The following is a 21,824-nucleotide window of genomic DNA, read 5'->3' on the forward strand; positions in this document are numbered from 1 at the left end:
AATCTTATGTTAGATGAAGAGCGAAATCGCTCTTCATTTATTAAAAGTTAATTACTTTATGTGCAGCTGCTACAACGCGAGCTGTGGATGGCAACCAAGCATCTTCCACTTGTGCGAACGGATAAACGGTATCCGGACCCGCAACACGAAGAACTGGTGCTTCAAGGTGAAGAATCGCTTTTTCGTTAATTTGTGCAATAACTTCTGCAGCTACTCCAGATGTTTTTTGCGCTTCTTGAACGACAATCGCACGATTCGTTTTTTTGATAGAAGCTACAAGTGTATCAATATCCAAAGGCACAAGTGAACGAAGATCGATTACTTCTGCTTTAATGCCTTCTTTTTCAAGCTCATCAGCAGCTTTAACCGCAGTATGAACCATCATGCCGTAAGCGATAATTGTAACGTCGCTACCTTCACGAACAACGTTCGCTTTACCGATCTCAACAGTGTAGTCGCCTTCTGGAACTTCAGCTCTGAATGCATGATACAGGTTAAGATGCTCCATGAAGAATACAGGATCATTGTCGCGAATTGCTGCGATCAATAGACCTTTTGCATCATATGGGTTCGAAGGAATAACAACTTTAATACCTGGTGTTTGAACAGCCAAACCTTCTAGTGAATCTGTGTGCAGCTCAGCCGCTTTTACGCCGCCACCGAAAGGTGTACGGAATACGATTGGTGAGTTGTAACGACCGCCAGAACGGTAACGCATACGTGCTGCTTGGATAAACATTTGATCCATTGCTTCATAGATGAAGCCAACGAATTGAATTTCAGCAACTGGACGGAATCCTTGGATACCCATACCAACTGCCAAACCGCCAATAGCAGATTCAGCAAGCGGTGTATCAAATACACGCTCTTCGCCAAATTCACCTTGCAGTCCTTCAGTTGCACGGAATACGCCGCCGACCTTACCGACATCTTCACCGAATACTAATACGTTTGGATCGCGCTTAAGTTCGACCCGCATCGCATCACGGATCGCTTCTTTCATATTCATTTGAGCCATGTTAATAGATCCTCCTTTGCTTAGGGCTTATTATTGGAAATCAGCTTTTTGCTCTTCAAGATGCTGTGGTGTCGTTTCAAACATCGAATCGATCAAGCCAGCTACAGTCATTTTTTCAACTGCTTCTGCTTTTTTGATCTGTTCGTTTACAGTAGCCTTCGCCTCTTCTTTTACGCGAGCTGTTTCTTCATCAGACCATAGTCCTTTGCTTTCCAAGAACTTGCCGAAACGGATAAGTGGATCTCTTGGTGCCCAATCTGTTTCTTCTTCTTTTGTACGGTATTTGGACGTATCGTCTGCCATTGAGTGTGGACGGTAACGGTACGTAATCATTTCGATCAATGTTGCTCCGCCGCCGCTGCGAGCAAGCTCAGCAGCATCACGAACAGCTTTAATAACTGCAAGAACATCCATACCATCAACTTGAACGCCTTTGATACCAGCTGCAATTGCTTTGTGAGCAACTGACAATGCCGCTGTTTGTTTTGCGTAAGGAGTAGTTATTGCATAACCATTGTTTTGTACAACATAAATCGCCGGCAATTTGAATGCGCCAGCAAAGTTTAGACCTTCGTAGAAATCGCCTTCGGAAGAACCACCGTCTCCAGTGTACGTAATAGCTACGCGCTTCTCGCCTTTTTTCTTAAATGCCATTGCAACGCCAGTAGCGTGCAAAATTTGAGCGCCGATGATGATTTGCGGCATAAGTACATGAACATCTTCAGGAATTTGACCACCTTGTTGATGTCCGCGGGAATATAGGAATGCCTGGTAAAGTGGAAGTCCATGCCACACTAGTTGCGGCATATCACGATAGCCCGGGCAAATGAAGTCATCTTTATTAAGTGCATATTCGCTACCAATCATGGAAGCTTCTTGTCCTGATACTGGTGCGTAGAAACCTAGACGGCCTTGACGACCCAAGTTAACTGCACGCTCGTCCCATGTACGAGTGAAAACCATGCGATACATTATCTCTTTTAGCTGATCATCAGTTAGATCCGGCATAAATTCTGGGTTGGTTACGTCTCCATCGAGTGACAACACAGTTAGCGGTGTGACCGGTTCTGTTTGAACTTCGTATGGCAGTTTGCTCATTTTGAACGCTCACCTCAATCGAAATATTTGAAAATCTTGTACCTCTGTTATAGAATTATTATAACCCTGTTTAATCATAATGGTCAAAGCAAAAAACAAAAAAACCGTTGTTTTTTCGACATTTGTAATCATTCTGTTACGAAATTGTATATGCTACAGAGTTTAAAATACACTATAACAGCATAATACAATAGAATGATTGTCACACTATTCCCTTCTTCACCTTACTATTGTTTACCCACTGTAGTCGTATTCCATTCAATTATTTAGAAGGAGAAATCACAATGTCAGATGAACGTTACTTGAAACGAACCATTTTGAAGGAAACTGTTAGCAGCAAGTGGCTGCCCGAGGGTGAACGTAATCTTCGCGTTTTTCTACCTCCAGGCTATAATGATCTGCTTAGCTATCCCGTTGTTTATTGTCAGGATGGCGAAGACTTTTTCAACTTTGGACGAATCGCTACAACTGCAACGAAGTTAATTTTAGACGAAGGTTTAGAACCTTTCATTATAGTAGGCGTTGATGTAGATAAAAAGGTACGTACTGCCGAGTATGCACCAGACGGAGATCGCCATGCTGCTTACGTTCGCTTCTTTGCTGAGGAACTGCTTCCTTTTATTGAGGAACGTTTCCCTGTTCGTCGTGAACCTGAACATCGTTTGTTAGCGGGTGACTCACTAGGTGGTTCGGTTTCGCTTCATATTGCACTTCAATATCCACATTTGTTCACAAGAGTAATGTCGATGTCTGGCGCATTTTATGGAGTTTCACAGAGCATTATCGGTAACTGCTACGATTTGAGCTGGCTCACCATCTATATGATCGTTGGACTACAAGAAACGGCATTTGAAACCGATACCGGCGTTTATGATTTTGTAGCTTTGAATCGCAATGCAAAAGCTCTGCTGGAGCACAAAGACGCAACTATCTTTTATGAAGAGAAGGACGGCAAGCATCAATGGGGCTTCTGGCAACAAGAAGTACCACAGGCATTGCGTTATTTTATAGAAGTGGAATAATGTATAACAGCAATAAGGCCAGACGAGGCATTGGATTAATCCAATGCCAAGTCGGCCTTTATTTGTTTCAGGAGCGCTTTGCAGCCTTCTTCAACCAGCTCAAATACATATGGAAAATTACCCTCATAATAAGGATCAGGCACATCTACAATTCCTCGCTGTGGTGACAGCTCCATAAAAGTTAATACTTGTGCAGAATGAGCTTCAATTAGTCCATTGTCCGCAATAGCTTTTAGAAAAAGTTCCTTTACATCTCTTAAATTTTTCGTATCCATACATACTACATATTGAAACGTCTCAAAATCCGCATGCTCGACCAATCGAGACTTCATTCCTTCATAAGATATTCCATGCTCATCAAGCACTTTCCGAGTTCCTTCATGCGGCGGATGTCCCAGATGCCAATCACCTGTGCCTGCGGAGTCGATCTCTATTCGATTAGAAAGTCCTTCGGCGTTAACCAAATTACGCATAACCGCTTCTGCCATCGGAGAACGGCATATATTACCAAGACATACAAACAATATTCGTGCAGAAGACTTCATTAATCAACATCTCTTTTCTTAAATAAGTTTCGGGTACTCATAGAAACAGCTGGCTCTGTAACAAAAGCCCGCTTAAGTGAACGACGTGGCAACTTCCACTTGAAATATACAGAAAGCATACGGAACGTTATTATAACAACAAACAGAATAAGCAATTCAGTAGTCGTAACAAACCAGCCCATACCAATAGCAAGACCTGCTAGCATTGCCCAAACAGCATAAATTTCATCCTTTAGTACTAGCGGCTTACGACCTGCTAGCACATCACGAATAATGCCGCCGCCAATTCCCGTCATCATCGCTGCTACGAGAACTGCACTTAATGGGTGTCCCATCTTAGTGGCATACAATGCACCCTGTATCGCGAATGCGGATAATCCAATGGCATCAAAAAAAGCTTCACTTCGGCGCCATCGAAGAATCCATCTTACAGGCAGGAGAAATGCAATTGTCATTGCAATTATTGCAATCTTTAATAAGTATCCTTGATTCCAAATAGATGTTACAGGCAAGCCAATAAGCAAATTCCGAACAACTCCACCGCCAAAAGCTGTTACGAGACCAAGAACGTAAACACCTAAGATGTCATATTCTTCTTCCATCGCTACAACAGCCCCACTTACGGCGAAGGCAATCGTCCCAATGATGCTGAATATGTTGAAAATATCCATGCTCACAGCTTATTTCCTCGCTTCCTGATACCTGTACATAGTTGTTCACATATACCATCCTCTACCATTTTATCGCCGCTATTGCTCATTGGCAACGACTAATTTCGACTAATTGTCGAATGGTCTTTTAAGCGATATACTGAGACACATGTACTCTTACGCGAATAATCTAGGTTTGAAGGGATGACCACTTATATGAAACAACGAATCGTTATATGTACGGGAGGTAGTCTGGGCAACTGGGCTCTTAACTATATTCAAAAAGAAGATATATTAATCGGCGCTGACAGCGGTGCTCGTTTCCTAATAGAACACGGACTGAATCCAGAGATAGCGATTGGTGACTTCGACTCTGTTTCTCCACAAGAAATGGAACAGATAAGAATGCGAAGCCACCAAACGATAGAATGTGACCCCATTGATAAAAACTATACTGACACCGAAATGGCATTTAGACTTGCGCTGGATATGAAGCCAAGCAGCATACTGCTACTTGGCGCTCTCGGAAGTCGGTTTGACCATTCGCTTAGCAATATTCACTTGCTCAATCTTGCACTTGAATGTGGCATTGAAGCACAAATCATTGATAGCAACAACTGCATTCGACTAATAACGACTACGACTATTATTGAAAGAAGCCATTATGCACAAGTATCTTTGCTTCCACTTTCCTTAGAAGTAGTAGGCATTACGTTGACTGGCTTTCAGTACCCTTTAAATGACGCCACGATCAAAGTTGGCCAATCGATTGGAATTAGCAACGTTCTTAAGGAAGACAAAGGAATTATAGATCTCAGGCAAGGTCATCTACTCGTTATTCAAAGCTGCGACTAGTCTTGCAGCTCCTGTGAAATCACGATTTCAAGACCCTCTACATGTTTGCGACTCATAGTGTTTCTTTTCTTCCGATTTTCTTTAGAGTCAAATACAATGTCAAGATCATAGTTCTCATCAGGATATAACTTGCTTTTAGGAATATAAATTTTTAATCTTTTTTGATTAAAGCTGAGCTTCTCTTCTTTTACTTGCACAATAACAATTCCACGTTCATCCGCGGGCTGGTACACAACTCCAGCCCTCCTCAGTGGATGAATCCATACGACGTCTCCTTTCTCAAACTTCTTTTTATTTTTAAGTGGAGCATTACAATCCTTTTGAACTACGTCCCGTTCATTAACACTCGATTCTTTATTATTACTCTCTTTCTTGCAGCAGACTTCCATTTTGATATTCCTGTCCATAAGCAACGACTCCGCTCTCTGAACAACCCCTTCTGGCAAACCATATCTTCTTGCAATTGCGAATGCTTGACTATCTCCTGCTTCACCAATTTCAAGTCGATATAGTGGCTGCAACGAATCGGGATCAAATGCCATTCTGCCATTCTGACAACCTTTGGTCTTTGATGCAAATGTTTTAATCTCATTAAAATGAGTTGTCGCTACGACTAATGCATTTCGTTCGAGCAACTGTTCCAGTACCGCGATTGATAAAGCAATGCCTTCTGTCGGATCAGTCCCCGCAGCAAGTTCATCAAGCAACAATAACGATCTGGAGCCAGCATTTTTGAGCATCTCTCCAAGAACGGTAATGTGAGAAGAGAATGTACTAAGGTTTTGCTCCAAACTTTGTCCATCTCCAACATCGGCTATAATATGCTTGAAAATCCCAAGACTGCTCCCATGCTCGGCTGGGATTAACAGCCCTGCTTGGTTCATTAGAGCAAACAATCCTATCGTTTTGAGCGTTACAGTCTTTCCGCCTGTGTTAGGACCAGTAATCATAAGCTGCTTCCAATTCAATCCTAGTTCAACATCTAGTGGAATCGCTGATTGAGGCAGGAACGGATGTTTCGCTCCGATCAATTTAATTATCGGTTCGTTACTTAACTCTATTCGTCGTCCACCGCAACTTCTCGAATACTTTGCTCTAGCCATGAGAAAATCGAACGATGCCATAGCCTGAACATTGATTTTTAATTCTGTGCTATAAACATCAGCAAGCTCTGACAGTTTGGACAATATAATGGTTCTTTCACGTTCTTCTGATCCTTTCCATTGCTGCAGCTCTCTTTGGAGCTCGGATACTTCGTTTGGTTCAATAAACACCGTTTGACCGCTTGATGATTCATCTAAGACAGATCCTGGCACATTTTTACGTAGCTCACGCTTAACCGAAAGAACGAACCTGTCGTTACGTTTACTAATGACACTTTCTTGCAAGTAGCTCCTGTATTTCCCCATAGCTTGTTCCATTCTGCGATGGATTTTGTCTTCTGAGGAATAGATTTGTCTGCGAATATATCCGAGATCAGCACTAGCTTCATCCCTCAATATACCGAAACGTATGCTGCGCTCAAGTTCTTCTCTTAGTACAGGGCAATCATGCATAGAATCAGCATAACCCGATATTGTCGGCGCTATTTCTCGCTTAGTATTCATGTATCGTTTCATTTGTGCCACTGATGTGAGCCAAACAGCAAGCTGTTCAAGCTCCTGCTCAGTATAAATACGTCCTTTCCCTAGCAGAGATAAAAACGGCTCGATCCCTTCCATCGCTGATAGAGGAATGTTCGCCCCGCTTGCTAACAATTGTGCTCCTTCAAACGTTTCTTGCTGCCAAGCCTGCACCCTCCTATATTCAGCACTTGGATACATGTCGTCTACAAGCTTCCGACCAGCAGTAGACATTGTCATAGTTTTAACCGTTTCTTTTACTTTCGAAAATTCTAATTTAACTAATGTTGCTTCATTCATTGTTCGTTCCTCCTTTTTTTGGACAAAAAAATAGACAGGAACAGAACGCGTGTGCGCTCCATTCCTGTCCATATACGATGATATACCTGAATAGCTCATTTTTAGCCGGCAAAATTGCTCACCAAAAATAAGTATAAAAAAACCGTGCTACATGAGCACGGTGATCAGGCCATCATCCCGTAGGCATTCAGGCGGAAATCCACATGTTCTCAACTCTTGGCATCAGATCACGAAACTAAGCCTCTGTAAACACACTACTCGTTATGAGTACATGTACAGTGCCGTTGTAACGATCTGACCATATCCAATTTATGAGTTAAGAACACCTGCAAACATTAAAATTTCCCCTTCCGCCAATTAAAAACTATTTACATATTACTAAATCCATTTCGTCCAAGTCAAGTCTTATAATGAATTTTTCGGATTATCATACGTTTTAACCGGATTCTTTAGTTAAATATCATGTTGATCGATCAGTTCATCTAGTTTCTTTCTCCGCTTTCGTTCACGTACTCTAAATATTTTGTCCTCTTCTTTTAGACATTTAAGTAACGCGAAACACATGCCAACAATGATGATAACAAATGGAAGTGACGTCACAATGGATGCTGTTTGGAGTCCCTTTAAACCACCACTTAAAAGTAATACAACAGCTATTGTCGATTGGAGTACACCCCATGACAACTTTATTTTTGCACTTGGGTTTGGATTTCCCTTTTGTGACAACATACCCAATACAAATGTAGCAGAATCAGCTGAAGTCACGAAGAAGATAATAATTAGAATAGTCGCAAGCCCCGAAGCGATCATACCAAACGGCAAATTGCCTAGTGTGACGAACAATGCAGACGTAACGTCCTCCTGAGCTATTTTCGCAACTGGAATACCTTTCATTAACTCCATATGTAGACCTGTTCCGCCAAAAACAGAAAACCATACAAAACCTAGGAGGCTGGGAACGATAAGCACTCCCAAAATATATTCTTTAATGGTCCGTCCTCTGGAAACACGTGCGATAAACGTACCCACGAATGGCGCCCACGCTATCCACCATGCCCAGTAGAATAAAGTCCAGTTACCAATCCAATTACTTTCTGAGAACGGCATTAATCGCAAACTCATTTGAATTATATTTTGAACATAGGACCCCAGTGTATTGGTCAGCGTATCCATTAGAAATGCTGTAGGTCCAACAAGAAATACGAAGATCATGAGCACAAAAGCCATAAATAAATTTGAAGTACTTAATAGTTTTATACCGCGATCCAGTCCCGAAAGTGTTGAGATCATAAATAAAATCGTCACACATGCAATGATCCACATTTGATTAACTGCTGAATTTTCGAGTCCGAACATTGCATTTAAACCACCATTGATTTGTAAAGCACCTAAACCTAAAGATGTAGCGACTCCAAATGCAGTCGCAATTATTGCGAGTACATCTATACCTTTACCAATAGGTCCGTTTACTCCTTTTTCACCAATCAAAGGGTAGAACGTTTCACTGATTAGTCCTTTGCGACCTTTACGAAATTGATGATAAGCAAGCGTTAGGCCGACAATGGTATAAATCGCCCATGGATGTAATCCCCAGTGAAAGAAGGAATAACGCATTGCAACACGAGCAGCTTCTGGCGTTCCCCCGGCAACTCCTTCAGGAGGAGTTAAGTAATGGGAAAGCGGCTCTGCAACTCCCCAAAACACTAAGCCGATACCCATTCCTGTACTAAACAACATAGCAAACCATGCTGTTAACGAGTATTCGGGCTCATCATCATCAGATCCAAGCTTTATGCCTCCATACTTGCCAAACGCTAAGATGAAAGCGAATATTAAAAAGAAAAACATCGCCATTAAATAAAACCAACCGAATTTCTCAATCGTATAGTCAAATACGATGGTCGATAAATCTGACATCCGACCAGGCATTAGCGCTCCCCATACAACAAATAACAAAATAATGATCAAGGATATCCAGAAGACCATTGTTGCCCCTCCTTTTTCCCTTAGCATCTCCATTTTTAACAAAAATATCATTGATGATATCGGATACACATTATGTCAACTTTGAGTATGAACGTGTTGTATTCTCAAGCAGATTCATGCGACCCCAATTAAGGGAAATCTAGTTTTTATAGTTTATGTAACTTGGGTGTTGCCTCAATGCTGTCCCGTCTTGCAACGTTTCAGTCTACTTATGTTCCTAAGTATCTTCATCCAGTATTCCATCTTTATTCTTCCTTTAATTACATTTCACTTTTCACTTTGCACTCTTCTCTCTTGACTCTTCACTAAAAGTGTACCCATCTTTTGAAGCTTTTTATCTTTTTGATATTAATAAGTTCAACGCCCCTTCTTTCTACAATTTGTGTGGCTACATGTTGGAATGAGTGATGCTCAAAAAATACTCTTTCCCATTGCTTACATCAAGTACTATTCGCATATACCCAATTTATTTAATTCTGAAACAAAAACTTTTAATAAAATTGACGTACCCTTGTTTTGTTAGTAATTTAGTTCCACACAACTTAAATAAAAAAGCAAAGGACTGAATCATAAGTAGAGTTAACTACAAATGGGACAGCCCCTAGCTTTAACATGAAGAAGTAAAAACTTTATAATGGCAAAAGCTCAATCTGATCCGTTTCTTTTAGCTTTGCGACCATATCTAACCAGCTCAATGGCTTGTTAGGCAGAGCAGAGTAATAGCCTTCTAAGAAAGTAACGACTAATGATGCGTCCACATGGGAGAGGTTCTCATCTTGTGGCAGGAACCCTAGATCTAACTCCGTAACTGCTTGCCCTTCATGATCCCAAGAAGGATGTACGTATTGCAAGTTTAGTTTTTTGTAGCCGATATGAGAAAGCACTTCTCTTCTTACATATGGGTTCATAGGAGAAACTCCGCCAAATCCATGAGCTTCAGCACGATAAGGATCATAGATTTCAGCGAACATGCCGATTGGCATCGTGTTTGACTCTTGTGCTAAACGTTGTAAGTCCCTCTCACGATTTCTCATAAGAAATCTTCCAATTCCTAACGATGGTTTACCAATAATCGTAAAGTCCGTCATTGCAACTCTTAACTCCGGATAATAACGATACTCTGTAGATCCAACTACTTCATCGCCCTGCAAAGCGACGTAGACATGAATGCCAGCATCTTGAAGCGGCTCGCTCCAAAGATCATAAGCTAATACTTCCTCAGGAGGAAATATTGTACCAAGCAGTTCATGAAGTGGTTTGAAAAAAGGATCTTTAATTGAAGTAATCCGATGATAAGTTAACATAAAAATGTACACTCCAATCCATTAGTAAATGCTATAGGCTTGATTTCGTGATAGTTGTTAGAAAAGGATTGCGCCACTCCATCAAAAGCGCATGATTAAGCGACTCATCATCTTCAAGATAATTCGGCATAACAGATAGCGGGCTGCGCCCACACCGCAGTAAGAATGAAATGACAGGATCGCTCCATTCCCCATTCATTACTTTCTCTACATACTGCATAGGAGTTGCTTCTTTTGCTTTAGAGGCATATCCGGGCATCCTGCCGCCTCCGAGTAAACGTTGCAGTCGTAAATGAACGACTGTTTCATACATGGATTGCATTAGCCATTTGCCAACACCTGTTTTTCGATACTGAGGTGTGACGCATAAGTCTACAACATATAAGGTATCGCCATTCGATTGATGATTACGTATGTATCCGTCATCCGATATTGAACTCCAGCTATGAGTACCAGAATAGTCATTCATATTTACAATTAATCCAGTCATTGAGCCTATTATTCGACCTTCTGCTACTGCACAAATAGCTCCCTCTGGGAATCGTGTGGCTTGTTCACTTATTTGCTCGCGATTCCAGTGCAAATGTTCCGGGTATGGAGGAGGGAAGCTTGTCGTTTGTACTTCTATTAATGAATCAACATCATCAATCGTATAATTCCGTATAACGGTATGAATTGGAACGCCGTCTTTAAGCAGATACAATTGTTTATTCATGTTCTACCCAGTCCGTGTAGAGATCCGTTCTACGATCACGCCAGGTCATTACAGATCCATTTTGTCTAACATCTTCTAATAGACTGATATCCAGATCTCCTACAACTAACATATCGTCATTAACGACACCTTCAGCAATAATCCCCCCGGGAGGGAATGGTATATCATTAGGCGCAATAATTGCAGCTTGTCCAAAGTTAGCTCTCATGAAATCTACCTTCCTAAGCGACCCTACAGTACCAGTAGCAACGACATAAATCTGATTTTCAATTGTCCTCGCATGACAGCAGTAACGTACGCGATAGAAGCCATGTCTGTCGTCAGTACAGGATGGGCAGAAAATAACATCTGCCCCCTTCGCCCTTGCTATCCGTACGATTTCTGGAAACTCGATATCATAACAAGTGAGCATTGCAACTTTGCCAAATACGGTTTGGAACACTTCAACTCCGTCTCCAGGTGTCATATCCCATTCCGTTACTTCTGTTGGCGTAAGATGTATTTTATGTTGCACATCAATTTGTCCATTTGGATGGAATAAATGCGCTGCATTACGCCGCTTTCCGTTACCAACGTCTACGACATGCGTTCCTCCAACAATATACATGTTGTATTCCTTCGCAAGTGAAACAAACAACTGTAAATATTGCTCTGTGAAGCTCGGAAGCTTGTCTATCCCGAGAGCTTTACCATTCTCGTCACCAATAGAAAGCAATTGAGTAGTCAAAAACTCAGGAAACAATAAAAATTGTACGCCATATTCAGATGCGTTGCGGACATAATGTGTGACCTGTGCTTCAAATTGTTTAAATGTTTCAATATCGCTCAACTTGTACTGCACAGCGGCTGTACGAAATTTCATACATTGACAACCTCCCGTGACATTGCATATTCGTTTATACATTCATTAGAGTTACTTACGTTGCTTAAATTGTAATGTAATCGTCGTTCCTAGCTCTGGAAGACTGAACACATCGATCTTTCCTTCGTGTAGATCCACGATTCGTTTCGCAATGGAAAGGCCAAGCCCAACACCGCCAGTAATACGACTTCTTGCACCATCGACACGATAGAAACGCTCAAACAAATGTGGAATTTCTTTCTCTGGGATACCCATACCTTTATCTTTTACTTCGATTTTCACTATATTCTTCATTAGTGTGATCGAAATATCGATTGGATCTTTGGAGTATTTAATAGCGTTGTCTAGCAAGATGACTAGAAGTTGTCTAACCTTATCCTTGTCGCCAGACATTCGTACTACCCTTGTCAGAGCTTTTACACGAATTGGACGTTGGAATGTCGTCTGCAACATCGTCGCTAACTCTTCAACAACTTGAACGACGTCGAACATTTCCAATTTTAGCCAATCCTCTTGTTCCGCTTCAGCAAGCGTTAGCATAGATTTCGTTAAATTTTGAAGCCTGTTTGCTTCCTTTGCAATTGCTTCTATTGCTTCGTCGCGCACACTTTCATCGTCTCTTCCCCATCTTTTCAACATTCCAGCATAACTGCTAATTACGGTTAGAGGCGTTTTCAGTTCATGCGATGCATCTGCGACAAATTGTTTTTGCCTTGCAAATGTGCGATCTAGTCTTTCGATCATCTGATTAAATGCTCGAAGAAGCTGCTGTAACTCAGCTGATTCCTCACGATTAGTCATTTCGATCTGACGCAGCTTTCCGCTTCGATCGATTTCTCTCATCGTAGTTACCATTTGCTGAATTGGTGCAGTTAATCTAGATGTGAACCAGTAGGTTCCAAAAATAGCGAATAAAATAGCTCCGGCACTCGTAACACTTAGAGCTGCGACAAGCACCTGCAAATAATTATCGAGCTCGTCCAGTATACGATTGATTTCAAGCATGGCGATGACTTTTCCATCTTCGTATAAAGGTACGCGCATAAATATTATGCGCTCCCCACCCTTCGTAATCATCCCCGTATGGTGATAGGGTTCAAACGCTGCTGGAATTTCTGCAAGCACAGAATTCGAGTTTTCAATAACGATAACTCGATTATTAGGCCCAATGATACGAATCATTTCATTTACATTCGAATATTCTTTCAACAGTTCAGAGTCGTTTAGTCCCCGACCGCTCTGTATTCGCGGATTATCAAGCATGAGATTGACCTTAGTCGAAATGACCTCTTCTTCACTTTCAGTCGTAATTTTGATGACATAAAAGTAAACGAATATATTAAAAAAGATCAATATTAATATAAGCCAAAAAATGGTGAAGAGCGTAAATCGTTTACGCAGCGTCATGCATCCGGCTCCTTTATCATATAGCCTACGCCACGAACCGTATGAATTAACTTATGGCGGTAACCTTTATCCAGCTTCTGACGAAGATAACGAATATACACATCCACCAGGTTTGTTTCTCCAATAAAGTCGTATCCCCACACCTCTGACAATATATCTTCACGAGACTTCTCTTCATTGCGACTTTCAACCAAATAAACTAACAACTCAAATTCACGAGGCGTCAACTCAATCAAAATATCTTTCCGATATACTTTGCGCGAACGCAGTTCGATCGTCAGGTCACCAAGCTTAATCATATCTGACCCTTCGGACTCTTTAGGATTTTGCTGAAAAATTCGCAGTATGTTTCTAACTCTTGCGAGTAGTTCTTCCATTGCAAATGGTTTTGTGATGTAATCATTTGCTCCATGTTCAAAACCGCTTACTTTATCAGGAACTGTATCTCTAGCCGTCAACAATATAATAGGGACAGGATTCCCTGCTTGTCTAACTAATCGAAGTACTTCAATTCCACTCATCTCTGGAAGCATGACATCAAGCAAAATAAGCTGCCACTCTCCTGTTGACGCCATTTCATAACCTTTGCGCCCATCTGTTGCTACACCCACTGTGTAGCCTTCATGCTCCAATTCAAGCTGCAAAATGCGGGCGATTCCCGCTTCATCTTCTACGACAAGAACTCGTTCGTTCATGACCTCGGTCACCTTCCTTCATAGCTGAATAATACATTCATCATAATGAAGGAAGTGTGGAATTGCAAGTAAACAGCCCCTCTATCAATACTGATGTTGCATTAACTATTTCTCACTTTTCACAAATTTACAAGTTCACAAAGGCTAGATTGACTTCAAATTTTGGGTTATAAGTTCATAAACAGGTAATAAAGCTCTGCTAATACGATAGTCCAAAACGGCATTATCTGTAACCCATTTACTACCCCATAAAGCATTAAGGACAGCATCTTGTGGAAGCAGCGGTACGGCAGCAAGAGGTCTTTCAGGGAATAAAGAAAGCCATTCTCTTCGTCCGCTAAATCGGACATCCTTGTTGGCAACCCAGTGAAAAGCTCCTCCTTTAACTCGTACCTCTTCTTGTATCTTTTTTAGTTTTTGGAGTTGTCCTACTTGCCATCGTGAAATGAACGGGTCTGCAATGACAATAATATGTTTTGATTGTCGAAGCCAATACATTGCGTGAGAATCTTGCCATTGGCTGGAGAAATCAATAATATTAACAGCGCTGCCGAATTGACGCAGTTTCTGATCAAAAAGCCGTTCGTCTTGTTTATTTCCCTCAAGGCAATGTGAATTGACGGTAAGCCAATTAATACAGTTATCATGTGATTTTCGCCTTATAAAACGTTCTGTAAAACTAGTAATACCCTCATCTTCTAACTGATCTTTTTTAGACTTTGATGGTAGAAGTTCAAGCCATTCGGGTGGAACATTATAATATTCTGCAGCCGTAACCGTATGCCCTTTGCGGCCTAACATTATCGCAAGTGTTATCGATAACATTGTTGCGCCAGCTCCAGGAGAAAGTGAGAGAACACTTACTAATGGAGGCTTAATTAGATCCATATGATTGTCCCAACGCTTAGGCTCATCTATCGTCACTTGTGCATGATTTGAAAATGCTCGAAGTGCTTGTTCTACTTCCTTCATACTCTGATAGCGATAATCTGGCAATGGTTGTAACATTCGTTCCAATAGTGTTCTAAATGATGCAGGGATATGCTTAGATAGTTGATTTAATAAGGGAGCTTTTCCTGTATTCGTCCATTGTTGTGAAAGAACTGATCCATTAGAACCAATAAAATAAAGCAATGCTCCAAGTCCATAGATATCTGTCCTTGCATCACTTTGTTTGCCTTGCTGTTGTTCAGGTGCCGCAAACCCTGCTGTACCCAACTTTACAGTGTCGTGAAGTTTGCCTTCTTTGTATCGACGCGATATTCCGAAATCAATGAGTTTTACTTGACCTTTGCGGTCAATCATTACGTTAGACGGCTTAAGATCTCTATGAATAATCGCTGAAGGCAGTGTGTGTAAATAATTTAAGGCTGAACATAATCCAAGGCCAATATGAATAATCTCAGGGAACGTAAATGCTGCCAGCGATTGCGACATCATGGCTGATATCGTATCGCCATCGATGTAATCCATAACTAACATTTCTACACCTGAACCCGAATCGGGAGGGAAGTAGTCTGTAATTAAGGGCAAGTATGGATGTCTAAGTCTCATCAATGTATTTGCTTCCTCAGAAAATGCTCCTTGGCCTTCTCTGGCTGCTGTTACTTTCATCGCTCGGAGCATACCTTCTAATCTTGTATCCTCCACAGCATAGACGACTCCCATACCGCCTTGTCCAATCGTTCGAATGATTCGATATCTATTACCGATTAACATTCCCTTCTCTAAGACGGGAAACTTAACTCCGATTCCATCCACTTCTTGACCCCTCCAGTTGAAAAAAAAAAGCACCCCGATAATGCCTGCAAATTGCAGACAATATCGGGATGCTTTCCCTACGAATTATGGTTATCTAAACAGTATTGTAGCATACGTTCAAGTCTTCCTACAATAATAACGAATATCTGTTAACGTTAATTCCTTCTGGTATAGGTGCTACTATTTCTTCAATAGAAATAACGTTATTTCTTCACGGTTGTGAAATAACTGCTTTGCTTTGAGAATGGTGAAAGCTGTACCTAGACGTTCCTTCACTTCCCTAATCGTCTGCAATGGCTTCCGATGCATAAGCTTGATTGTTATAATTGCCGTTGCATGCGGTTTGAGCGATCCCTGCAAGTCCAATATAAGTCTGCTCATCAGCATCGGACTCCAACTCATATCGCAAACAAGAAGATCAAACGTGTTAGCGACTAACTTTACATCGGCTGCATTACGTTTATGATGTGTTAAAGCATGATGCTGCATCAAAGAAGGGTGCATGTCCGCAGGATCGATAGCTGTTACGCGAAGTCCCCGCTCAAGTAGTAATGAAGTCCATCCTCCTGGCGCAGCCCCAACGTCCAATGCATTTTTAAAGCTTGCATAATTTAATCCGAATGTACGCTCAGCTTCTAGAAGCTTGAACTTCGCTCTTGAAACCTGACCTTCCTCCCGTTGAAATCGAACGGCTCCGCCGGGCCAGTCTGATAACATCTGCTCTGGACTTGCAAAGCCAACATACAGTACATTTTCTGCTGCATAGATCGAAATGATCACTTCGGGCAGTTGTACGACTGGCTCAGCATCAATCTCTTCAAGCACAGCATCAAGCAAAGCTTTTGTATCAGAAGCCGAATAATGAAAGTTCGACTTAGCGCTTCTTCGAATATGAACCGCAGTACGCTTGTCCGAGAAAGTAAGACGGGCGTGACGTATCATGTCCGATAGTCCTTCCAGGTCAATTGCGCTGCCGCTTATTTCTATTAATCTGTCTACTGGCTGAATATGTCGAAGAAATATTGGCTCTTGGCCATGAATGGCTTCAAGTGTCTCTTCTCTTTCTTGCTGACAATTCATCAGGAATACTTCGCCAGCAGCAAGTGGGGCAAAAGTTGCTCCAGGTAAAAGTCTGCGCATCTCCTCAATTGCAAGTGGTGCATAACTTTGATTAGCAGTTCCGATCCATTGACTCACGATTAGTTATGCCTCTTTCATTATGAAGTTGGATAAAACCTTAGCGTGTACATTCTGATTACGCATTAGCAATTTCATCTAGTATATTTTGAGGCATGGGTCCTCCGTGTAACATAACATCATTCGGTATATTTTCAGAGAGGTAATGATACATTTGTAATTTGCCAGAAGCGCTGGAAGTATGCAAATAAATTCGTTTCGGATAGTTGCCACCAGCGATTAGATGACGAACAACTTCCAAGCCAGTTGGCTGCCCCCATCCTAGATCATAATCCAACGAAAGAATATCAATGGTCTCGTTGTCAATTAGCAGCTTACATTCTTCCGCATTTCTGGCTAAAATAAAGCCTGCTGGACAATGACGATAATCGTCCAAATAGACATGTATCATTAGTGATCCCCTACCTTAATTTCGATTTCAGTTTCACTTATTCATCTATACTTTGGCATTTAGGGCAAGCAAAAGCTTTACGATTACCGACTGTTATTTTTACAATTGTTTCACCACAGCACGTACATGTCAAACCTTCGCGATCAAACACTTTGAACCGTTCGGAATAACCCCCAGTTAAAATATCGTTCGCAAATAAAGGATTCAAACCTGCGCCACCATGCGAAATCGCTTCTCTTAGTACATTTCCCATTGCAGTATATAGTTGTTCCCAACGTGTGGAATTAAGTTCAGTGAGTTTAGTATCAGGTCTAATTCCTGCTGCGAAAGCAATCTCATCCGAATAGACTGTTCCAATACCAGCTATGATAGTTTGATCCATCAAAGCGGTCTTCAAAGAACTTCTCTTTTTCGAAAATTTCTCGATAAATCGGTTTAAAGTGAGACGTTTGTCTAGTGGATCTGATCCAAATGCCTTCATATAAACCTCAACCGCTTTTACCGTCATTAATTGAAGATCATCCGCACGTAATCCGAAGACACTCAACATACGATCTCCAAACTGTAACGTTATTGCAGCTTTCGAAATGTCATATTGTTCACTTGGGGTGTGGCTATATAAATAGGATTGGTTTGAAATTTGGATCACTAATCGTTTTCCATTATCAAGATGAAACACAAGATGCTGAGCTCGTCTTTCAACAAACCAGACAGTCTTACCATTTATTTCTTCTATAATTTGATCGCTTGATAAATTCGTTAGTTTGTTCTGCTTAATATGAAGTGCTGTCAGCTCTGCTCCTGCGAATCGTTCTGCAAGCATAGATCGATATATATCTAATTCGGGCAATTCCTGCATCTAAATTTCATTCCTCCCTATATGTCATTGTTCATTTGGATTGCCGGCGTAATAATTTGAAACCGTTAACAGCAGTTCATCTAAATTTTCACAAATCAAATCCGGTTTGCAGCCGGCTACACTTTTATAATAGTCCATATTATCAGCTGTAGTAAGTCCTGTTAATACGAGTAAAGTTCCGCAGTTAGCAGCTATTCCTGCCGCGATATCTGTTGCAATATTATCACCGATGACCCATGTATCTGCACGTTCTACACCAAGCTGTTTTAAAGAATATTCCATTAAAATAGTTGACGGTTTTCCTATCAGCACTGGCTCTTTCCCACTTGCTGCTTTTATCATTGCTCCGATGGAACCAGCACCTGGTATAAGCCCATCTGAAGATGGCAACAGCAGATCGGGGTTAGTTAAAATAGAAGTCGCACCCTCTCGAATATACCGAACAGCCTGAGTAATCCGTTCGTAGGAAAGCTTTCGATCGATACCTTGTACGACAAAATGCGGCTTATCTTCCGTTATATCCAATCCTGCTTCTAAAATAGCATCATGCAGTCCAGATTCTCCTATGACATAAACAGATGCATGAGGATGAATAGCAGCGATATATTGTGCAGTCGCTTGTGCAGACGTGCAGATGTCTTCTTGTTTTGCAGGAATTCCCATCGATAATAGTCGATTAGCAACTTCTATAGGTGATGAAGCTGAATTGTTAGTAACGAAACGATAAGAAATATTCTTATCTCTGAGATACGTTATAAGTCGATCAGCACCATCTATCATCTTTGAACCATGATAAAGAGTGCCATCTAAATCAATAAGCAAACCTTTCATGGCACGAACTGTCGTAGTCATATGTTCATTCCTCTATTACTTAGTTGGTTTTTGCTTCTAGTTTTCTCCGCAATCTAGCGATACGATTATGAATTCCGTCAAGTTCAACGCGACGTTTACTATCTCTACGTTGATACATAAAAGACTGCTCACTTCGATCTAATGCTTGAACCGCATAGGATAATGCTACATCAATCATTTTCACACGATGTTCGTAATACATAGCTAACTCAATATACGCATCATGAATGTCTGAGCCCGCTAGATGATTAGTTGGCTTGACGGCTTTCTGCCACAATAACACAGCACGCTCCCAATTTCCAGCCTTCTTATCTCTTGCAGCCAGTAAGTTAAGTGCAGATGGAAGAGCTGATTCTGATAAGAGTGACCTTTCGAACAACGTATCTGCTAATGAGCGATATCCCATCTTCTCAAGCCATAATCCGGTTCTTACAAGTTCCTCGGCTTCCTCCGGATAAGGAATTCGCTTGAAAATTTGTTCCTGAAGCAGAAAACCAAATCGGATCGATAAACAAGTTAAAGAAAGAAGATCACTTTCATTATGAAGAAATACTCCTTCTAGTGGAGCAGGATTCCCTTCCGCCAAATACTGAAAATACAATTGCGGTGCTAATGAACCAGGCACATCCCCATCACGCTTTATGCCAAGTCGTTCTTCCTCAATATGACTTAACTTACAAGAGGCAAGTGTATTTCTCCAAAGGGATCGTGAAGGATGAAGAAAATCAAGGTGAAGCGGTGTCCAATTCGCCCCTCTAATGCCATTCATTATGATTCGATTCTGAACAAGAGGCCAATCAAATGTTTTTCCATTGTATGTAGCAAGATAAGTATAATTGCGAAGCTTTCGAGCTAGCTCATTCAACATTGCAAATTCTTCAGCGGGATGTCGAATTAACATTTGTTCAACAACGAATGTTTCACCTTCTTGATAAGCAATTCCGATCATAAAAGGCACATTGCCTGCCCCTACACCAAGTCCAGTCGTTTCTAAATCCAAATAAAGCACTTGCTCCACATCCACCTCACCCGCTCCGGAGTGAAATGCTTTAAGACCAGATACGGCTTCTTTAAGCTCACCTAGCTGATGAGTTCCATGGAAATGTGAGAGCTGAAATATCCTTTTTCGAAACAAAAAAGAACCTTCTTCTGTCATTTTCAGCTCTACACCAAAAGTAGACCATGCTGGATGCAATACTTCCGTATTCTCTTGAACTTCTGGGTTGTCTACAACATCTTCAATGAACGATGATTCTGTCATAACCTCTACATTTAATTGATCCTCTTCTTGCGAAAGACCTCTTAGTCGATTCATTCGACTACGTAAATTACTCATGACTTTCTCTCCGCTTCTAGTATCAACTCCAATGCTTGCTGCTTACCGAGCAAACCAACCTCTTCAATTGGTCCTACACAAGCCGGACAGCCACTTAAACAGGTGCATGAAGTAATCATTGATTTGGCTTGCTTTAGCAACTCATCATGTACCTCAAATAACCGCTCACTTAAACCAATTCCACCTGGATATCGGTCATAGAAATAAATTGTGGGACGTTGTGAATGAATCGCTTTGACCTGTGGCACGACACGTATATCAAAAGGATCACACATTAAGTAAAGCGGAGCAATATGAACAAGAACATTTGCAAGACCTAGCAGGGCAAATTGCATTTCATTTTTGCTTTTACGCGCAGCAGCCTCTTCACTAAAGGAGAACCAATAGCTGCTCGTATGAAGTTCTTCCTCAGGCAAATGAATGGGCCCTGATCCAATATTTTCATGAGTGCGCAGACGGATTTTAATAAATGGGGGTACAGAACCATGAAATAAATAAGGGGCGGCTATATGTTTCGCCGTCTGTTAAGTGGAATACATCTTGTAGGGGATCGTAATTTAAAATTTCTATTCCGGCAGCTGTAGTGTATCTTGCAGCTGCTTTTGCGTTTTCTAGTCCAATAAATTCAGCAGCGTACATAAGTGCTTCGTTCATGTCTTAACCTCATATTCCCAAGTACAGCCCTGGCATATGGCTATAACACTTGTTTCCGTTTCCGCAGTTATTACGTGCTTAGTTGTAACCTGGTAGCGGTCGAAAAGTTCTGATTCCCGGCAGCTGCGGCAGTAACCGCTAGTCGTTGTTAGGTAGGCGCGATTTATTAGCTCCTGGTTATTGTTCATAGCGCCTCCCCTACATCTCAATATTCATGACTGTTCTTCGTCCTCTGGCTCATGATTTGACTCGCATCCGCTACATGGTACATAGGTGTGTTTCATTTCGTACGTTCCACACGTTTGGCATACCTGATAAGCGTACATCTTCACCACTCTCCTTATGTTCTTCCGTATTGAATCAGTGTTCATTTTGCTGGATAATTTATTTCCGCAAAATGGGTTACACCATCGAGCGGCTCACCATCAGCAGCAATCCACCTATAAACACGATCCTTTCCATCAAATTGATGCATACCAAAGCTAACCCATAATCCACCTGAAACAAGATACAATTTAAGCCTATTTGGAACCGCTGATTCATACTTTATCCATTCAATCATCCCAAACCCTCCTCATGTTCTTGCATATTCATTTTGTTACTTGGAAGCATCAGCTCGTGCACTAAATTAGGCACATTAAATATTCATTTTGATGCATCGCGCAATGGACACCATTTTGGGCTTGAAGAATGAT

The 21,824-nt window shown here is 41.3% G+C and carries 21 protein-coding genes and 1 pseudogene; 2 read left to right on the top strand and 20 right to left on the bottom strand.

Features of this window, described 5'->3' with window-relative positions; genetic code table 11:
- Nucleotides 1-40: 40 nt before the first annotated feature.
- Complete coding sequence (locus MFF31_RS18350) at nucleotides 41-1,018, bottom strand: alpha-ketoacid dehydrogenase subunit beta (protein WP_238189835.1); 978 nt, start codon at nucleotides 1,016-1,018, stop codon at nucleotides 41-43.
- A gap of 30 nt (nucleotides 1,019-1,048) precedes the next feature.
- Nucleotides 1,049-2,116, bottom strand: a complete 1,068-nt coding sequence (pdhA, locus tag MFF31_RS18355; protein ID WP_238189837.1) for a pyruvate dehydrogenase (acetyl-transferring) E1 component subunit alpha — start codon at nucleotides 2,114-2,116, stop codon at nucleotides 1,049-1,051.
- 284 nt (nucleotides 2,117-2,400) lie between these two features.
- Here pdhA and MFF31_RS18360 point away from each other — a divergent pair, with 284 nt between their 5' ends.
- Nucleotides 2,401-3,138, top strand: a complete 738-nt coding sequence (locus MFF31_RS18360; RefSeq protein ID WP_238189839.1) for an alpha/beta hydrolase — start codon at nucleotides 2,401-2,403, stop codon at nucleotides 3,136-3,138.
- A 35-nt stretch (nucleotides 3,139-3,173) separates the two neighbouring features.
- Here MFF31_RS18360 and MFF31_RS18365 read toward each other — a convergent pair whose 3' ends face one another.
- Nucleotides 3,174-3,683, bottom strand: coding sequence for a low molecular weight protein-tyrosine-phosphatase (locus MFF31_RS18365; protein WP_238189841.1), 510 nt, complete (start codon nucleotides 3,681-3,683; stop codon nucleotides 3,174-3,176).
- Nucleotides 3,683-4,354: a trimeric intracellular cation channel family protein gene (locus MFF31_RS18370; protein WP_238192138.1), complete on the bottom strand. Its 672-nt coding sequence runs from the start codon at nucleotides 4,352-4,354 to the stop codon at nucleotides 3,683-3,685. Before MFF31_RS18370 ends, MFF31_RS18365 begins: the two co-directional genes overlap by 1 nt.
- Nucleotides 4,355-4,549: 195 nt before the next feature.
- Between MFF31_RS18370 and MFF31_RS18375 the strand changes: the two genes are divergently transcribed.
- Entirely contained in the window at nucleotides 4,550-5,188 is a 639-nt protein-coding gene (locus tag MFF31_RS18375; RefSeq protein WP_238189843.1) for a thiamine diphosphokinase, read from the top strand.
- Here MFF31_RS18375 and MFF31_RS18380 read toward each other — a convergent pair.
- The 16 genes and pseudogenes from MFF31_RS18380 to MFF31_RS18455 form a co-directional block, all read right to left on the bottom strand.
- Nucleotides 5,185-7,110: an endonuclease MutS2 gene (locus tag MFF31_RS18380; protein ID WP_238189844.1), complete on the bottom strand. Its 1,926-nt coding sequence runs from the start codon at nucleotides 7,108-7,110 to the stop codon at nucleotides 5,185-5,187. The two genes, MFF31_RS18375 and MFF31_RS18380, sit on opposite strands and share 4 nt — an antisense overlap.
- Nucleotides 7,111-7,563: 453 nt before the next feature.
- A complete protein-coding gene (locus tag MFF31_RS18385) occupies nucleotides 7,564-9,096 on the bottom strand; it encodes a glycine betaine uptake BCCT transporter (RefSeq protein ID WP_282570526.1) in 1,533 nt (510 codons plus the stop codon).
- 629 nt (nucleotides 9,097-9,725) lie between these two features.
- Nucleotides 9,726-10,400, bottom strand: a complete 675-nt coding sequence (locus MFF31_RS18390; RefSeq protein WP_238189846.1) for a GNAT family N-acetyltransferase — start codon at nucleotides 10,398-10,400, stop codon at nucleotides 9,726-9,728.
- Nucleotides 10,401-10,431: 31 nt separating this feature from the next.
- Entirely contained in the window at nucleotides 10,432-11,115 is a 684-nt protein-coding gene (locus MFF31_RS18395) for a GNAT family N-acetyltransferase (protein WP_238189848.1), read from the bottom strand.
- Nucleotides 11,108-11,977, bottom strand: coding sequence for a carbon-nitrogen hydrolase family protein (locus tag MFF31_RS18400; protein ID WP_238189850.1), 870 nt, complete (start codon nucleotides 11,975-11,977; stop codon nucleotides 11,108-11,110). Before MFF31_RS18400 ends, MFF31_RS18395 begins: the two co-directional genes overlap by 8 nt.
- 51 nt (nucleotides 11,978-12,028) lie before the next feature.
- A complete protein-coding gene (locus tag MFF31_RS18405) occupies nucleotides 12,029-13,384 on the bottom strand; it encodes a HAMP domain-containing sensor histidine kinase (RefSeq protein WP_238189852.1) in 1,356 nt (451 codons plus the stop codon).
- Nucleotides 13,381-14,079, bottom strand: a complete 699-nt coding sequence (locus MFF31_RS18410) for a response regulator transcription factor (protein WP_238189854.1) — start codon at nucleotides 14,077-14,079, stop codon at nucleotides 13,381-13,383. Before MFF31_RS18410 ends, MFF31_RS18405 begins: the two co-directional genes overlap by 4 nt.
- 144 nt (nucleotides 14,080-14,223) lie before the next feature.
- Nucleotides 14,224-15,840: a serine/threonine-protein kinase gene (locus MFF31_RS18415; RefSeq protein ID WP_238189856.1), complete on the bottom strand. Its 1,617-nt coding sequence runs from the start codon at nucleotides 15,838-15,840 to the stop codon at nucleotides 14,224-14,226.
- 180 nt (nucleotides 15,841-16,020) lie between these two features.
- Nucleotides 16,021-17,037 (bottom strand): SAM-dependent methyltransferase, encoded by a 1,017-nt coding sequence (locus MFF31_RS18420; RefSeq protein WP_238189858.1) that lies wholly within the window; start codon nucleotides 17,035-17,037, stop codon nucleotides 16,021-16,023.
- Nucleotides 17,038-17,095: 58 nt separating this feature from the next.
- Complete coding sequence (locus MFF31_RS18425) at nucleotides 17,096-17,428, bottom strand: cyclic-phosphate processing receiver domain-containing protein (protein ID WP_238189860.1); 333 nt, start codon at nucleotides 17,426-17,428, stop codon at nucleotides 17,096-17,098.
- Nucleotides 17,429-17,465: 37 nt separating this feature from the next.
- Nucleotides 17,466-18,287 carry an Fpg/Nei family DNA glycosylase gene (locus tag MFF31_RS18430; protein WP_238189862.1) on the bottom strand — a complete coding sequence of 274 codons (822 nt, stop codon included), beginning with the start codon at nucleotides 18,285-18,287 and terminating at the stop codon, nucleotides 17,466-17,468.
- A gap of 24 nt (nucleotides 18,288-18,311) precedes the next feature.
- Nucleotides 18,312-19,139 (bottom strand): TIGR01457 family HAD-type hydrolase, encoded by an 828-nt coding sequence (locus MFF31_RS18435; protein WP_238189864.1) that lies wholly within the window; start codon nucleotides 19,137-19,139, stop codon nucleotides 18,312-18,314.
- A 19-nt stretch (nucleotides 19,140-19,158) separates the two neighbouring features.
- On the bottom strand, nucleotides 19,159-20,475 hold the full coding sequence (locus MFF31_RS18440) for a ribonuclease H-like domain-containing protein (RefSeq protein ID WP_238189866.1): 1,317 nt from the start codon (nucleotides 20,473-20,475) through the stop codon (nucleotides 19,159-19,161).
- Nucleotides 20,472-20,945 (bottom strand): annotated as a pseudogene (locus tag MFF31_RS18445) (Zn-binding domain-containing protein); the annotation flags it as partial. The gene MFF31_RS18440 and the pseudogene MFF31_RS18445, both read right to left, overlap by 4 nt.
- Entirely contained in the window at nucleotides 20,938-21,129 is a 192-nt protein-coding gene (locus tag MFF31_RS18450; RefSeq protein ID WP_238189868.1) for a hypothetical protein, read from the bottom strand. The pseudogene MFF31_RS18445 and the gene MFF31_RS18450, both read right to left, overlap by 8 nt.
- A gap of 367 nt (nucleotides 21,130-21,496) precedes the next feature.
- A complete protein-coding gene (locus tag MFF31_RS18455) occupies nucleotides 21,497-21,691 on the bottom strand; it encodes a hypothetical protein (RefSeq protein WP_238189869.1) in 195 nt (64 codons plus the stop codon).
- Nucleotides 21,692-21,824 lie beyond the last annotated feature (133 nt).

Source organism: Paenibacillus sp. L3-i20, from assembly GCF_022180385.2.
GTDB lineage: Bacteria > Bacillota > Bacilli > Paenibacillales > Paenibacillaceae > Pristimantibacillus.

Bases quoted from the DNA above. Each gene is read 5' to 3' on its own strand.
- MFF31_RS18350 (WP_238189835.1), bottom strand. From the start codon at position 1,018: ATGGCTCAAATGAATATGAAAGAAGCGATCCGTGATGCGATGCGGGTC.
- pdhA (WP_238189837.1), bottom strand. From the start codon at position 2,116: ATGAGCAAACTGCCATACGAAGTTCAAACAGAACCGGTCACACCGCTA.
- MFF31_RS18360 (WP_238189839.1), top strand. From the start codon at position 2,401: ATGTCAGATGAACGTTACTTGAAACGAACCATTTTGAAGGAAACTGTT.
- MFF31_RS18365 (WP_238189841.1), bottom strand. From the start codon at position 3,683: ATGAAGTCTTCTGCACGAATATTGTTTGTATGTCTTGGTAATATATGC.
- MFF31_RS18370 (WP_238192138.1), bottom strand. From the start codon at position 4,354: ATGGATATTTTCAACATATTCAGCATCATTGGGACGATTGCCTTCGCC.
- MFF31_RS18375 (WP_238189843.1), top strand. From the start codon at position 4,550: ATGAAACAACGAATCGTTATATGTACGGGAGGTAGTCTGGGCAACTGG.
- MFF31_RS18380 (WP_238189844.1), bottom strand. From the start codon at position 7,110: ATGAATGAAGCAACATTAGTTAAATTAGAATTTTCGAAAGTAAAAGAA.
- MFF31_RS18385 (WP_282570526.1), bottom strand. From the start codon at position 9,096: ATGGTCTTCTGGATATCCTTGATCATTATTTTGTTATTTGTTGTATGG.
- MFF31_RS18390 (WP_238189846.1), bottom strand. From the start codon at position 10,400: ATGTTAACTTATCATCGGATTACTTCAATTAAAGATCCTTTTTTCAAA.
- MFF31_RS18395 (WP_238189848.1), bottom strand. From the start codon at position 11,115: ATGAATAAACAATTGTATCTGCTTAAAGACGGCGTTCCAATTCATACC.
- MFF31_RS18400 (WP_238189850.1), bottom strand. From the start codon at position 11,977: ATGAAATTTCGTACAGCCGCTGTGCAGTACAAGTTGAGCGATATTGAA.
- MFF31_RS18405 (WP_238189852.1), bottom strand. From the start codon at position 13,384: ATGACGCTGCGTAAACGATTTACGCTCTTCACCATTTTTTGGCTTATA.
- MFF31_RS18410 (WP_238189854.1), bottom strand. From the start codon at position 14,079: ATGAACGAACGAGTTCTTGTCGTAGAAGATGAAGCGGGAATCGCCCGC.
- MFF31_RS18425 (WP_238189860.1), bottom strand. From the start codon at position 17,428: ATGATACATGTCTATTTGGACGATTATCGTCATTGTCCAGCAGGCTTT.
- MFF31_RS18430 (WP_238189862.1), bottom strand. From the start codon at position 18,287: ATGCAGGAATTGCCCGAATTAGATATATATCGATCTATGCTTGCAGAA.
- MFF31_RS18435 (WP_238189864.1), bottom strand. From the start codon at position 19,139: ATGACTACGACAGTTCGTGCCATGAAAGGTTTGCTTATTGATTTAGAT.
- MFF31_RS18440 (WP_238189866.1), bottom strand. From the start codon at position 20,475: ATGAGTAATTTACGTAGTCGAATGAATCGACTAAGAGGTCTTTCGCAA.
- MFF31_RS18450 (WP_238189868.1), bottom strand. From the start codon at position 21,129: ATGAACGAAGCACTTATGTACGCTGCTGAATTTATTGGACTAGAAAAC.
- MFF31_RS18455 (WP_238189869.1), bottom strand. From the start codon at position 21,691: ATGATTGAATGGATAAAGTATGAATCAGCGGTTCCAAATAGGCTTAAA.